Source organism: Acidithiobacillus caldus ATCC 51756 (assembly GCF_000175575.2).
In the GTDB taxonomy this organism is placed as follows: Bacteria; Pseudomonadota; Gammaproteobacteria; order Acidithiobacillales; family Acidithiobacillaceae; genus Acidithiobacillus_A; species Acidithiobacillus_A caldus.
Genome location: NZ_CP005986.1, coordinates 1,965,128 through 1,978,963, shown reverse-complemented (window position 1 = coordinate 1,978,963; position 13,836 = coordinate 1,965,128). Strand labels below are relative to the sequence as shown.

The 13,836-nt window shown below is 55.1% G+C and carries 16 protein-coding genes and 1 pseudogene; 11 read left to right on the top strand and 6 right to left on the bottom strand.

From position 1 onward, the window contains the following. Positions 1 to 407 precede the first annotated feature (407 nt). The 5 genes from ACAty_RS09670 to ACAty_RS09660 all read right to left on the bottom strand — a co-directional run bounded on the left by ACAty_RS09670 (position 408) and on the right by ACAty_RS09660 (position 2,922). The gene (locus tag ACAty_RS09670) at positions 408 to 1,001 is read right to left on the bottom strand and encodes a hypothetical protein (RefSeq protein ID WP_004873077.1); all 594 of its coding nucleotides are present in this window, start codon (positions 999 to 1,001) and stop codon (positions 408 to 410) included. A 3-nt stretch (positions 1,002 to 1,004) separates the two neighbouring features. After that, on the bottom strand, positions 1,005 to 1,469 hold the full coding sequence (locus ACAty_RS16150) for a hypothetical protein (protein WP_169737319.1): 465 nt from the start codon (positions 1,467 to 1,469) through the stop codon (positions 1,005 to 1,007). Further along, positions 1,456 to 1,968 (bottom strand): hypothetical protein, encoded by a 513-nt coding sequence (locus ACAty_RS16145; RefSeq protein ID WP_169737318.1) that lies wholly within the window; start codon positions 1,966 to 1,968, stop codon positions 1,456 to 1,458. Before ACAty_RS16145 ends, ACAty_RS16150 begins: the two co-directional genes overlap by 14 nt. Then, positions 1,965 to 2,141 (bottom strand): hypothetical protein, encoded by a 177-nt coding sequence (locus ACAty_RS16140; RefSeq protein WP_004873075.1) that lies wholly within the window; start codon positions 2,139 to 2,141, stop codon positions 1,965 to 1,967. Before ACAty_RS16140 ends, ACAty_RS16145 begins: the two co-directional genes overlap by 4 nt. Before the next feature lie 100 nt (positions 2,142 to 2,241). Beyond that, positions 2,242 to 2,922 (bottom strand): LexA family protein, encoded by a 681-nt coding sequence (locus ACAty_RS09660; protein WP_038472173.1) that lies wholly within the window; start codon positions 2,920 to 2,922, stop codon positions 2,242 to 2,244. Between the two features lie 83 nt (positions 2,923 to 3,005). Between ACAty_RS09660 and ACAty_RS16790 the strand changes: the two genes are divergently transcribed. The 3 genes from ACAty_RS16790 to ACAty_RS16495 all read left to right on the top strand — a co-directional run bounded on the left by ACAty_RS16790 (position 3,006) and on the right by ACAty_RS16495 (position 4,583). Next, positions 3,006 to 3,251: a transcriptional regulator gene (locus ACAty_RS16790; protein WP_082179278.1), complete on the top strand. Its 246-nt coding sequence runs from the start codon at positions 3,006 to 3,008 to the stop codon at positions 3,249 to 3,251. A gap of 244 nt (positions 3,252 to 3,495) precedes the next feature. Next, positions 3,496 to 3,783: a helix-turn-helix domain-containing protein gene (locus ACAty_RS09655; RefSeq protein ID WP_004873074.1), complete on the top strand. Its 288-nt coding sequence runs from the start codon at positions 3,496 to 3,498 to the stop codon at positions 3,781 to 3,783. Further along, positions 3,780 to 4,583, top strand: coding sequence for a hypothetical protein (locus tag ACAty_RS16495; RefSeq protein WP_038472171.1), 804 nt, complete (start codon positions 3,780 to 3,782; stop codon positions 4,581 to 4,583). Before ACAty_RS09655 ends, ACAty_RS16495 begins: the two co-directional genes overlap by 4 nt. Positions 4,584 to 4,728: 145 nt before the next feature. Here the strand turns inward: ACAty_RS16495 and ACAty_RS16785 are convergent. Next, a pseudogene (locus ACAty_RS16785) lies at positions 4,729 to 4,935 on the bottom strand (GNAT family N-acetyltransferase); the annotation flags it as partial. Between the two features lie 350 nt (positions 4,936 to 5,285). On the opposite strand from ACAty_RS16785, the gene ACAty_RS09645 reads away from it, so the two are divergent. From ACAty_RS09645 to ACAty_RS09605, 8 genes are all read left to right on the top strand, one after another. Then, positions 5,286 to 6,452, top strand: a complete 1,167-nt coding sequence (locus tag ACAty_RS09645) for a DNA N-6-adenine-methyltransferase (RefSeq protein WP_004873073.1) — start codon at positions 5,286 to 5,288, stop codon at positions 6,450 to 6,452. Next, a complete protein-coding gene (locus ACAty_RS09640; RefSeq protein ID WP_038472169.1) occupies positions 6,449 to 6,637 on the top strand; it encodes a hypothetical protein in 189 nt (62 codons plus the stop codon). The genes ACAty_RS09645 and ACAty_RS09640 overlap by 4 nt, the downstream gene beginning before the upstream one ends. Beyond that, entirely contained in the window at positions 6,634 to 7,614 is a 981-nt protein-coding gene (locus ACAty_RS14955) for a hypothetical protein (protein ID WP_051620799.1), read from the top strand. The genes ACAty_RS09640 and ACAty_RS14955 overlap by 4 nt, the downstream gene beginning before the upstream one ends. Position 7,615: 1 nt before the next feature. Next, complete coding sequence (locus ACAty_RS09630) at positions 7,616 to 8,446, top strand: hypothetical protein (protein WP_004873071.1); 831 nt, start codon at positions 7,616 to 7,618, stop codon at positions 8,444 to 8,446. 307 nt (positions 8,447 to 8,753) lie between these two features. Continuing rightward, on the top strand, positions 8,754 to 9,170 hold the full coding sequence (locus tag ACAty_RS09620) for a RusA family crossover junction endodeoxyribonuclease (RefSeq protein WP_038472165.1): 417 nt from the start codon (positions 8,754 to 8,756) through the stop codon (positions 9,168 to 9,170). 29 nt (positions 9,171 to 9,199) lie between these two features. Next, complete coding sequence (locus ACAty_RS09615; protein ID WP_004873068.1) at positions 9,200 to 10,438, top strand: hypothetical protein; 1,239 nt, start codon at positions 9,200 to 9,202, stop codon at positions 10,436 to 10,438. Next, positions 10,438 to 11,358 (top strand): DNA adenine methylase, encoded by a 921-nt coding sequence (locus ACAty_RS09610; protein ID WP_004873066.1) that lies wholly within the window; start codon positions 10,438 to 10,440, stop codon positions 11,356 to 11,358. Before ACAty_RS09615 ends, ACAty_RS09610 begins: the two co-directional genes overlap by 1 nt. Positions 11,359 to 11,423: 65 nt before the next feature. Next, positions 11,424 to 13,799, top strand: coding sequence for an ArdC family protein (locus ACAty_RS09605; protein ID WP_004873065.1), 2,376 nt, complete (start codon positions 11,424 to 11,426; stop codon positions 13,797 to 13,799). Positions 13,800 to 13,836 lie beyond the last annotated feature (37 nt).

The following is a 13,836-nucleotide window of genomic DNA, read 5'->3' as shown; positions in this document are numbered from 1 at the left end:
CTCAAGAGCGCATACATGGTGTGTTGGGCGATTATTGGCAAACTCACAGGGAAAGAGTTTTTGCGGATGTGCCAGCAGGCCGTGAACCGAAATATTTTTTCCTATCAAGGACTCTCGCTTGCAATACTCCCGTACATCTTGGTTACGCTGGTGGACCTTCCTATCAGCAAGGATCGGGAATTCCCCGTCCGTGTAGTGCTTTCCAAACCCAAAGGACCCATTGATGACCTGTGGATTCACCCAGAGCAATGCTCGTTGCGGTTTTATTTCGCAGATACCGGCAGGCCAATGCAACGACCAGAGTTGTCGATACCCTGCCCCCCAGCAGAACAGGCGAGAACTAATACGGGCTGGATTAGTGATAACCTGTACGACATCTTGAAAGCGTGTTGCGAGGAACATGGCCGTCAATCCCGCGTTTCCGGATAGACGTATTTGGGAATGGGCGGGAAGCCACCGTTCTCGTCCATATTTCCGCACAATCCATAAATATCGGTAAATCGGAGGTCGCACATACCCTCTGGAGCCTGATATTCTGCCAAACCTATTTCTTTCTCGAACCGCTTTCCTGGATCAAATCGACGAATCATTTCTGCGAGCGCCAAGCAAGCATCTTCAAAGTTGGTGCGAGAGGCAAAAAGGTCCTCCCGATCCTGCGCATACATCGGATAAAATTCAGACCGAAGGCGCATATAGTTGTAGTATCTTTCGAAGACGAGCGGAATGGTCGGCGCGTCTATCGCTTCACCGCTTCGCACCAGCAGCGCCACCCAAAAGTCTTCGCCCTTGCGTCCTTTAACCTTGAGAACGTGTCCGTAGACGTATTCAGTTTGAATTCCGCCGTCCACAAGCACCAAAAGCTCTTTATCGTTGTCGTCGGACATCGGGCCGTGCTCGGTGACGAGCAGGCGTTCGCGGAATAGGAGGCAAGGAACCGTGAAGGGGTTCTCCGCCAGACTTTTACGGATCTTGGCCAGTGGCCAGTTGGTCGTGTCGGTCATCGATCAACTCCTCCAATCAATAGGGTAGGATAGGGTAGGATAGAAAGGATTCTGCTCACTGGATTGCGTATAGACAGCTTCTGCGCGTCTGGCTATCATCACGCAACCGGTATACGACATGGGTTGTGCAATGTGTTTCTTGAAAAACATCTGGGATAAGAACAAATGTTTTCTTCTGCACATGGCGTACCATCTATTATTCTGGTCCATTCTGTTCGGAATTTTGTATGTGGTATATGTCAACGGATTTTTTAATAAGCAAACTCCTGCACTAGATGTCGTGGACAACTTTCTGAAGGAAAATATCTCGCCATTGATCCTTTCTGTTCCGATCGCAATTAATCTAATGGTTGCGGGTTCTTTTTGCCTTCTCAGGGAGAAGAGCAAGCGCGCCATCTCTTTTATGAATCTATCCATTGAAGAAGCAGCAAGGAGCATCATAAGATTCTCAGCTTTAGCAATCTGCACGATGCTCTTCCTTATGGTTGTTTTTCGGAAAGTGAGCTTCGTAATGTTGATTGCGATCGCCCTTATGGTGATCGAGAGCTATGTCTTCTCCGGCGCCATCCTCTCTCTTAGATTGGAAGAAGATCCTCCATGCAGACAATCCGATAGAGACGATCACTAATGACAATAAGTATGTATCAAAATAGGAAGCATTAATGAACGGAGAAAAAATAAGCCCGATACTAAATATAGCGAGAGACGCGAACAGGACCGTGTCCGTGTTTTCCCCCATAACTTTCTTTTCTCTGTGGTTAAGAATCCCGTAAATCAAATAGGATATCCCTATCCAGCATAAAAAAGTCTTAAGGGATTCCCTCGGGTCTAATATGGCAACAACCAAATTGTAAATAAAGCCCAAAACCATTATATCAACCAGCGCCCAAAGTAAAATACCTATGAGAAAGTCATCGCATTGTTTATTAGAGTTATTATTTTCATCTTTCCTATAGGCTGGGCTCATCGGGGAAGCACCACCCTGTGCACACGACCAGCCCGCGCGATCCTGGTGTTCAGGTCGACGATGCGGATGGATCGGGGAAAGAGGTAGGCCAGGGTGTCGCCGTCGGCATAGGCGACATCGACTCGGACCAACGGGGATGGTTCAGGGCGTTTCGGGGTGACCTTGGCAAGCATCGTGCTCTCCCAGCATGCCACCGTGGGGTGGCGACTGGGGTAAGCATATAACCATGGTTATTTTGTTGTCAATAACCCAAGCTATGCTCGCGCACTTCCTTCATAGCTTGTTGTTATTTTTCATCATCCTGTTATGTTGAACCACGGTGCCAATGATATAGATGTTCTCTAAATCTGATCTAAGTATTGGATAGTCCGGATTTAATGGCACAAGCTCAAAATACTCTTCGCCCTTCTCGTTGCGCCCTCGTGGCCGGTACTTCTTGAAAGTTGCTTCCTCTTCGTCATTTTTTGCTACAACAAAATCCCCGGGATGGGGCGTCACGTCCGGGTCGATGATGATAATGTCGCCAGGGGAGAAGTCTGGCATCATCGAGTTGCCTAACACCCTAAGAGCAAAGGCAAACTTGGACACTTCGACAAGCACGGGAACCTTCTTCTCATAAGCTCCCAAGGCGTAAGGGTCCATAACATTCGTCATCAAACCAGCAGCTACAGAGCTTATGAGAGGGACCGTCCGGATAGGTTCATCTATGGGTTGAACGTTGACGTCGTACTGGCCAGGTCGCATGTCCCCAAGCATTTGGCCTTTACCGGTAGCCAACCACTCGCCACTCACGCCACAAACACTGGCGATCTGGGCAGTAAACTTTGACGACGAGCCTCCGCGCTCCAATTTTTGAATTCCCGGTTGGGACATGCCCACCCTCTCGGCGAGCTGAGCCTGAGACAGCCCGGCGTGCTCTCGTGCTTTTCTAACGCGATCTGAGAACGTCTCCATGGTGTCTACCTTATAACCAAAGTTATCACTCTGGAACAGACCCGGGTTATTGACACTCGCATAACCAGGGTTATACTTGGGTTATGAAACCGAACTCTGCTTTGCTCGCAGCTTTGCGTATTGCTGGATCCCAAAGGGCTCTGGCGAGGATGGCTGGCGTTTCACAACCAGCGGTCCATAAGTGGTTCGCGGGTAAATCTGCTCCAGGTACAAAAGCATCTATCCGCATAGAAGTCGCTACCCAAAGAGCTATAACCAGAGAGGACCTTCGTCCCGACATCTTCGGCCCCATCTCCCGCCCCCAGGACGATCGACGGGGGGCAGCATGACACGCGAGGCCCAACTTCTCCCGATCCTTCGGCTGCTCGGCCAGCTTCGAGACGGTATCTCTGGAGGCGGTTGCTATACCCATGAAGAGCCGCGGCCCGAGGTGAGGTTTGGCGTGTTGTCTTTTGGTGCATGGGTGGCCTCCGTCTCCACTTTTGTTGATGGACACAGTGTGCCCGCCAGTCGCCGCAAGGGAAATGAAATGCAGCCTGCAAAATTTGTGGGAACTTGCAAGGAGATTCGCTGATGGAACCCTCTCCCAGCCAGAAAATGCAGTCCCTCATCCTGCGGGCACTCGCCCAGAAAGGGCAGCGCAAAGCAGCGGAGGCTATCGGCGTACACGAGTCGGCGCTATCCCGATTCGTGGCCGGGGATGGTGGCCTCAAGTTTGAGCAGATCTGCGATCTATTCAGCTATCTCGATATTCACCCCGAGTACCTTGGCGATGGTGAGAAGACCACCATCAAGGCAGAAAACCTCAGGGCGCTCAGGATATTGGCGCGAGCGGCCATGGAGGAAGGAGTCTGTCTGTGAGCCGACCCTATCTCTCCTACTTGCTCAAGCCCCTGCCCGTGAATCTGGACGAGGCCATAATGGAAGCCAGGCGGCAAGGGCTCCAGCCCGATGCTATTTTGCAGAGAGTCCTGCCGGTTGTGCGGCTGTGGCTGGAATATCCTGGGAACACCTCCATCATCAGTAAGGCTCAAGAAGCCTTTGAGCGTCGTCTGCGCGCTGCCGGGTATCCCATCGATGAGTACCTGAACGAGCCACTACGATACGTACATGTCTACGACTATTGGGCTTTGCCTTACGATTATGAAAACGATAAACGCGGAAGAAGAATAAGAGTCGAGAAAAAAAGGCCAGATGGACCCATCCCATTTCTGACAGAACACTCCGGTTGCTGCAATGACGAAGAAGGCGACCAGAAGGGCTGGGTGTATTTTCCTGTCCCCATGGAGAAAATCCGGATATTCGAATCTTCCCCTTATCAAGATGAGGGAAAAGAGAATTTCAGGAGAAAGGAAGGAGCGTTCTTTGCGGAAAAGGCAGGAGTCTATTTTACGGAGTTGGGGAGGTATCCGGGTCATTCTGCGCCAGAGAGCACCTATCTCCGGCACTGGAAACGGTTTGGTCTGTCCGCGGAGGAGATTCTCCTGAATCTTGGGTATCTCCTGGAGCACCGGCATCGGTCGGTTCAGGATGGGTTTTGGTTTTTCCCCAGGGACTGCAACCTGGAGTTCCCTGTGCGTATTCTTCGAAGAAAACCTCTTTTGGGATCGTGTGACAACGTAGCTGATAGAATCGCCAGCGGGGTTTATGCAAATGGCTGAACCGCTCCTGTTCGTTGTCAAGGTTTCGCACATCCTCATAAATCAAGAGGCGGCTTTGGTCCCATCGCGCTGCAGCATTCCAGAAGTGATGCGCAGCATTGGAGATGTAAATCGGCACGATGGGCAACCCTCCATATTTCTGGCTAACAACAAGGAGAATCGCTGTGCCTATTCCGCGTCTTCGAGCGTTTTTTTCTACGTGAATTTTATAGCAGTAGATACAATCCAGCAACGGAGATACCGCGTATTTTATACAGCCGACGGGATGCGAGTTAAGGAATGCAATCTCGCAGACTTTTGGGTTCGGAGCTTCAAGACTGCCCGGTCTGCTGGCCACCCAGCACAACTTCATTTCAATTTCCGGGAGCTTCTTGGCCGGTATCATTTTCGTGCGCAGTCGCATCCATATGCTCTGTTCGCGCTTCGGATAGAGCGGTTTTCTTGGCGGACAGGAAATAGATTTCAGAATCGCCTCATAGGTTTCCAGGTCTTCAACGTTTCTTTTGCGTTCGTCTGTAATGGGAATATTTTTTGGAGTTTCCTTTGTCAATCTCAGGCTCCTGTTAAAGTGTTAAGGACGATTTGGAACTCGTTTGCCAGGCATAGTCTCTTTGGGAGTGGCAAATATAGCGCAATCGCATGGGAAAGCGGTAGTGGTGACCCAGGTGCTTTCGGTCTTCGGTGCCCTGTGAGGAGTTGGTTATGACTACCCTGTCTGCGCCAGAACTTGCCCAAGCAACAATTACGGACATATCCGTTGGCCAGCGCTTCCGTCAGGACCTGGGTGATATTGGGGCTCTTGCTCAGTCGATCCAGAAATTCGGGCTACTCCAACCCATCGGGGTCGATGAGCGGTATCGTCTGATCTTCGGTCAGCGCCGCCTCGCTGCATGCCGTCTTCTGGGGTGGGAGACCATACCCATCAAGATTCTCCGTATCGATAGTCTTATCGAGGGAGAGTTTGAAGAAAACTCCATTCGTAAGGATTTCAGCGTCTCTGAGCGCGTGGCGATCGCGAAGGCCATCGAGGAGCAGTTGGCCGGTCGTCACGGCGGAGACCGTCGGAGCAAGGATTTTCAAAACGGAAAAATTTCCGGCTTGAAAGAGGTTGGGGAAACTCGCGATATCGTTGCCGAACGGTCGGGCTTTGGTTGTGGCAAAACCTACGAGTCCGCCAGGAACGCCGTCGAACAAGGAATCCCTGACCTCGTGGAAATTTTGGACGACGGGTTGGTCAGCATCCACACCGCCGCTCGGATCGCGGACCTGGATGAGCAAGATCAGGTGGAAATCGTCGAGGCCATCCAGGCCGGCGAGAAGCCAACCGATGCCTTGCGTGCCGTCGCAGACCCCGCGTGGAGCGATGAGTGGTACACGCCCGATTACATCCTCGATGCGGCGCGCGCGGTCTTGGGAGACATCGACCTCGATCCCGCCTCCTGTGCAGCCGCCAACGAAGCCGTGCAGGCGAAACGATTTTTCGCCAAAGAGCAGGATGGTCTGCAGCAGGCATGGCGAGGAAAGGTCTGGCTCAATCCACCCTACAGCTACCCCCAGATTCTCGACTTCTGTGAGGCGCTGGTCCAGCGATATGCCGATGGCAGCGTCACGGAAGCCATCGTGCTGGTGAACAGCGGTACGGAAACCCAATGGGGACAGATGCTGCTCTCACACGGATCCGCGGCCTGCTTTCCCGCGTCCCGCTTAAAGTTTCGCCGGCCAGAAGGGAAAAGCGGTCTCCCGTCCCAGGGGCAAATGCTGGTCTATTTCGGGCCTCACGTAGACCGGTTCAAGACGGTTTTCCTTTCCATTGGGGCCGTGATGTACGGCGTTCAGCGGGGAATTTCACGCTTGGAGGACGTTGCGTGAAAACCACCGATTGGCGCAAGAAGCTCGAAGTCCAGCATCGCTCTACAAGAGAGGATGCGGAACGTGCCGTGCGCGAATCTCTGGAAAGGAATCTGGACATCGTCCGACGAGACCATGCGCGCTCCGTAGAGGAATGGCTCGAAAAGAAGAGACAGGAATTCCTCTCCAAGGGGTATAGAATATGAATGCGCATATTTATCTTTCCGGCGAAGAACTCCAGGCATTGGAGGGTATGCCACATATCGTCTTTCGGCTCTATCTTTGCCTGAAGCAATTCATGGACTTTAAAACGGGGATTGTTGGAGCCTCCCAAAGAATTTCCTGGATGACGCTTCGCACCATGCTTTACGTACAGGAGCATCAAGGGTTCGAAGAGACCGGCACCCCTTCATTAGGGAAGGTACGTCGGGCCATGGAGTGGCTAAAGCGGCAAGGGCTTGTCGAGGACATCGGATCCAAAAAACGTGGAGAAGCCATTGTTTTTAAACTGTCATTGGCTCCTACGGATTTCTCTGTCCAAAATAAACCCGGCAAGAACCCGGCAAGAACCCGGCAAGGCAATCCCGAACAGAGCAAATTCGATGAAAACCCAGATAATTCAATGAGTAACGAGACGAGCGCCAAGAAACACGGCAAGAACCCGGCAAGCAAAAAATCGAAAAACCCGGCAGATATCAATAATCAATATTCAATATTACTACCTATAGGTAATATAGATCCTGTTAGTAATAATCATGGATCTCTTGGTAACAAACATCTGTCAAGTTTCGCTTCGCCTTCGGCTCAGCCGCTCCCTGTTGCGGAACAGGTCCGCATGGTTTTCGTCCATTGGCAGAAAACCATGAACTGCCCAAAGGCCAAGTTGGACAACAAGCGTAAGACCCGCATCGAATGGGGGCTGAAGACCTACGATCTGGATTCCTGCATTGCTGCTATCGATGGATGCGCGCGATCCAAGTGGCATATGGGACAGAACGACCGCGGGCTGAAATATAACGACATCACGCTCATCTTCCGGGATTCGGAAAAGTTTGAGCGGTTCCTGGCAATGAACCATTCCGAAAACAAGACCGAGAACGGTATCTCGAACACCTTGAGCCGGTGGATGGGTAAGGAACCCATCGATGGCGTCGTTCTGAACAGAGCAGTCGGGGAGAAGTGACATGCAGGCAAACGACCGTGAGCGTTTCAACGATCTGATACGCACTTTGTGCAAGCCCTACCGGTTGGAACTGGATGCAACGGATTTCGATATCTGGTGGGTGGTGCTCAATGAGTTTCCCTTCGAGGCAATCGAGGCATCGGTAGTCCAGTACCTGAAAACCGGGAAGTACGCACCCAAGCCTGCCGATCTGTACACGGTCATCCTTGACCGATACCGGAGCCTTTGGTGGTCTCCAGACGAAGCCTGGGTGCACGCACTCAAGGCCGCCGATGAAGATGAGACGGTCGTCTGGACCAACGAAGCTGCCACTGCTTTTGGCGAAGCGCGCATCGCTCTGGAACGGGGCGATGAATTCGGAGCAAGAGCGGCATTCATCAAGGCCTACCAACGTCTGGTGGAAGCCGCCATCGAGGATCGCCGGGTTCCCGAATACACGGTTTCGCTCGGATTCGATCGCCAAAGGCGTATCAACGCGATTCAGCAAGCCAAAGCGCAAGGATACTTGCCTGCCGATCGTGCCAATCGCCTGCTGGCTGAAAATTCCCAGGGCATGAAGGAGGATGCCAGGGCGATCGTTGGATTGATTACTGGCAACGTCGTCGAGCATCCGTCGGCCAATGCCAAGCGGTTGGCCGACCTGATGCGCGAAACCCTAGCCAAGGTGGATGCGGAGGAAAAGGCGCAGATGGCGGCCAAAGACGCTCTGCGCGAGCAACGGCGCCAGGCGATGCAGGACCGCAAGCGCCAGATCGTTACCCAGGCCGAGAGCCTGGCGGAGACGATGGGGGCATCGGATACCCAGGCTGTTGCGGCTGGGAACTCTGAGTAATGCTCCTGTACCTCGACGCTGGCCTGCCCCGCGGGGTCCTGGAGTCCCTGGAGACCGAGCGGCTTTGGGAATCCTGCCTGGCCCAGTACGGCAAAGATGCCTGGAACCGCTGGGACCAGCAGCGCCTGCGTCGGGAACGGGGCATAGATGCTCCAGAATCGTTTTATGAGCCTCTGTGCTACCCCACTAGCACCACACCAGAGAAAATCGATTCTATGGGCATTTACGGCCCGGCAATGGGCATGTCCAGTGGCAACCCTAGCTCACCATCGACTTCGGGGCAGAGGCAGAATCGGGGAGGGGAACCGTGCCGTCCATAACCCTCCCGTACCCGCCGTCTACCAACCGGATATGGCGCACCGCCGGCGGGAAGACCTACCTGCCCGCGAAGGTCGCGGACTACAAACGCCGCGCTGCGTGGGTTGCCAAGATGGCGATGCGCGATCGGCCCCCGCTCACGGGGCCGGTTGCCGTTCGCATCGTGCTGCACCCCGTGCTCCCGAAAGACGCCGAGAAGCGCCGGCAGATCTGGGGCGATTACTGGCACCTGGAATTGCGATGCATCGATCTGGCCAACGCCGAAAAAGCTGCAGTCGATGCCCTGCAGGGCGTGGCCTTCGAGGACGATAAGCAAATCGTGCGCATGGTGCTGGAGCGTGGTCAGCCCGTTCCGGAAGGCGCCGTTTTCGTCGAATGGACCCCATTCGATGGGGGCATCACGTGATTTATCCATAACCGCCAAGGAGGCTACCCGTGCAAGATCGTAAAAAAAACAAAATCACCCAACTGGACAGCGAGAAAGTCCTACGTTTCTGTGCCATCTATCGCAAGCCGGATCGTACACCGCGCGAAGAGGCGGAACTGGCGCTTTTTCATGCGGAGATTTTTCAGACCGCTTCGCGCATCGTCTGGAATATTGCGAGAAAAGCAGGGTTCTTCGATGAGGACATGGTCACCGACTGCATTACCGGACTGGTGGACTTCTGCTGCACGCAATACGACGCGGAAAAAATGCCGTCTTTCAGCCGGTATCTGAACAACATCGCTCGCGCGTATCTGCTCAAGCACCGCGATTTTCTGAGCTTCTCCAAACGGATGACGGAGTGTGGTTTCGATTCTCGGGATTACCTCACCCAATCCGTGTATGGCAGCCCGGATACCCAACCCAAAGCGGTATCGCAGGTCCATGTCGATGGGGATATGGACGCCTGTGCCGATATCCGTGAGGACGATATCGACCCTTACTATGCCTTGACGCACAGCACCGAGATGGTGGTCGAGGCCATGGAGGAACCCGCATCGGACGAGGTGGATTGGCAGGATCTGCGCAGTACCCCGGTATCGCTGTCGGCCTGGGTGGACATGACCATTACCTATGTGCGTAGCGCCGAGATTGGGGAAACCGCGCTGTCGGAACGCGCGGCAGAGATACTGCGGCAGATTCGCGCCGTGAGCAGCGCTTCGCTTGCGGATATTGCCAAACGGCTGATGTCGAGGGCCAGGTCGGGCTGTGCCGTTTCCCGGGTGCTGTTGGAACGTATGGCGGAAACCCTCCTGGACCCGGAAAACAGTCCGGCACTCATCACCAAGATTCTGGCCGCTCTGGATATCCTCGCTGAGCGCGAGCAGGACGCGGTCCCAGAGTCCGACACCGGCGAGACGGTCAACCACGAAGTGGTAGCCCACGAAGTGGTAAACCACGAAGTGGACAGATTCGGGGAAGCGGTCTGCGTGGCTGCTGGCAAAAAAGAGGATTCCGAGGTGAAGGATCTCGGGGAACTCATCGACCCCAAGGACCTGTACAAGGGGCGGACGCCGCCGCGCAAGCCAGGTATGGAGGAGGCCCCGCCGTCCTTCGACGAAGAGCCAGAGCCGAAACCTACAGAAAGGGTCAGAGCGAGCGTCCAGACGCTACCGCAGCGGACCTTCCGTCGCGGATTCCCGCCGCGGGTAGCACCCGGACAGATCGAACTGCGCCTTGGGGTAGCATAGTGAAAGGCCCGATTCCCTACCTTGGGGGCAAGAGCCGGCTGGCCGACCGGATATTGCCTCTGTTGCCATCGCCAAACCGGGATCACACCTATGTCGAGCCGTTTTGTGGCGGTGCCAGTGTGCTCTTTGCCCGGAAACCCATCGGCATCGAGGTCCTGAACGACCGCAACGGGGATGTCGTGCACCTGTTCCGCATCCTGCGGGACCGGGGGGACGAACTGCGGGAATACCTGCAAAACGTCCCCTACGCCCGCTCGATCTACGACGAGTGGAGTAATCCGCGCTATGTCTCCCGGGACGATATCGAGCGGGCCGCTCGGACCTTTTTTCTGGCTCGGGCAACGTTTATGTCGGCAACCCAGCGCCCCGAGGACCGCAGCGTAGCCGGCTTTGCCGTAGCGCGATTCCGGGACAACCGTGCGCGGTCCATGCAAAACAAGGTCGATGAGGAACTCCCGCAGATCCGCGATCGGCTCCGCCACGTCGTCATCGAATGCGATGATGCGCTGGGGGTCATCGACCGCTACGACAGCGAGAACACCATCCTCTATTGCGACCCGCCGTATCTTCCGGATACCCGCAAGGCCATCGGCCACAACGGGATTGGCTATGCGCACGAATACGGTGTCGAGGATCACGAGCGATTGCTCCTGCGACTCAAGGAGAGCCCGGGCTTTGTCGCCCTGTCGGGCTACGCCAGCGAACTCTACGCCGATCTCCTGGAGTCCGATGGTTGGGAGCGCCGCGACTTCCCCTGGCATTGCCATACCGTGCGTAACACCAAAGGTGGGGAAAACCCGGAACTGGACGCGCAGCGCACGGAGTCGGTGTGGATCAATCCCCTGCTCGTGGACTACCGGGAACGCAGCCGAGGACGGCAACAGTCGATTTTTCTGGAACCGGTTTCTAGCGTTGCCTGAGGCAAAGCTATACCAGTCGGCCAGGGGCTATACCTCATCGACACGGGCAGAGGAGGGTGTACGCCATGGCCAAGCGGGATCTTCGGTTAGAGGTTGCAGACGAACTCATCAAGCGCATCGAGGCTGGGACGGCTCCGTGGCAGAAGCCATGGAACGCCGGAGAAGTAACTCTCCCCATCAATGCGGTCACCGGCAACCCCTACACGGGGGTGAACCGCCAAAACCTCATGATGTTTTCGCCGGACCCCACGGATCCGCGCTGGTGCACCTATAACCAGGCCAAAAAGCAGGGTTGGCAGGTCCGCGAGGGCTCCCGAGGTATCTCCATCGAAGTCTGGAAAGAGTACGAGCACAAGCGTACCGAGGAAGAACTGGAGAACATCCGCTCGGGCCGCGCCGAGGGTGGCCTGAATCCCGATGAGCCCATAGCGGAAACCGAGAAGCGCCTGGGTGTGCGCTACTACACCGTTTTCCATGCCTCCCAGATCGACGGGATCCCTCCACTGGAGCGGCCCGCCCCGCAGCAACAGATAGGAGGTGAACCGGATCCCCGCATCGAGGAATTGGCCAAGGCCATGGGTGTGTCCGTTGGCCGCGGCGGTGACCGCGCGTTCTATTCTTCAACCCGGGATCACATCCAGATGCCGAACGTTGCCGATTTTCAGTCGGCGACCGGCCACGACACGACCTTCCTGCACGAACTGTCCCACGCCACCGGTCACGAGAGCCGACTTCATCGCGAGATGGGTGGTGGATTCGGAAGCCAGAAGTACGCCATCGAGGAATTGCGTGCCGAAATGGCGGCGGCCATGACGGCGGCGTCGCTCGGTATTGGTTTTGACCCGCAGTCGCAGAACATCGAGGAAGGCCGGGAGATGGGCAACACGGCGGCGTACCTGGCCAGTTGGCTCGGTGCCCTGCCTGAGAAAGAGCGCAAGCAGATCATGGTGCAGACCATCAAGGACGCCCAGGGGATCAGCGACTACCTGATCGAGCGGACTCCGGAATTGAAGGTCGAGATGGAGGCTCCGACCTTGGACAGTGCCATGCTCCAGGTCTACGAGCAGATGGACCAGATGCACAGCGTGGTTGATGATCCCGGGTTCAATAAGGCCATGGAGTCCTTGTTCTCCGCAATAAAACAGAAAGATGTTTCCGATGCCGTAGATTTACTCATTTCTGCCTTGGATGAAATGGAGGCATCCGAGAGCCTTTTTGATGGGGACAAGGACATTCGTGCGGCCATCGAGTCTGGTCACGAGGCCATTCGTTTGCACAACGAAAAAACACAGAATCTGGAAAACACACAACGTCTTCCACAGGGTGTTGACGAAGTTCGCCTGGTACTCACGCACCGACAGGATCTGCAGCCACAGCACGAAGAATACATGGACGATACCAAGCGGGAAGTAACGCTCCATGTTCCCGCGCAAAGAGCGCAGGGCAAGCTGTTGAACTTCTCCCAATCGGCCTACCAGATCGATACCAAGGAATATGGTCCGGTGTGGGTGGAAACGGGCTTTCGCCTGGCCAGCGAGGACAAGGACCCGCTGATCCAGTTTGCGTTCGAAGCCATGAAGAACGGCACCGAGGTGGTGGTTTCGGTGAGCAACGATGGCTTGGTCACGACGCTCGAAGATGCCAATGTGCGCGGCAAAGCGTTTTCCACGGTCCACGACGTGCCCGCCCGGCCTATTGCCCTCATGGACTCCGTTGCCTACCTCAATTCGCCCAAGCAGGAAGGGGCAAAAATCCAGGGGATGCTGGTTGAAGTCTATGACGTAAATCAGGTTGAAGTGCTGACCAAGGATGGTGCGCACGTGTACGTCAGTGCCGGCGGCCCGGCCAACCGCGACCTTGGACCCATGAAAGAACTTCGTGGCAAGGAAGTTTTGGTATCGGCAGATGAGCAAGGCATGTTGACCGTGCAATCGGCGCAAGAGCTAAACCGAATCACGACGATAAGTGGTGACATCCTGTTCGAATCCAAGCAGCACGTCATTGCCGAAGACCGCATGGGGAATATCACCCTGACCAGACTGAAAGATGGTGTTCCGGCTGCGGAAGTGTATCTCCAAGGGGATGACGCCAACCATCTGCGCGATGAACTGGAGAAGCTTGGGAATGGCCCCAGTGCCCGCCAGAAAGAGGTCTTCGACCATGGGCTCACCGAATACCACAGCGTGATGACTCCGGTGAATGCCTTGGATCCGGAGCTGGTTGGTTTTCTGAAAGATTATCAGCAGGTCCGGCAAGGCAACCGCGGTGTTGTTTCGACCAAAGCGGCTGGTCTTGGGGATGACTGGCCTGGTGGCTTACCTTCTGGCCTTGGTGGAGATCGTGTGGCCACGGCAGAGGAGTTCGTCCGTCGCTTTGCGGCGAGGAACCCTGAGGTTGCCGGAGCTATGCTCGAATCTGGTGTACGGGAGGTCTACAACTAGCTTGAGGAGGGTGGCGCACTGTTGCTAGAAAAGGGTT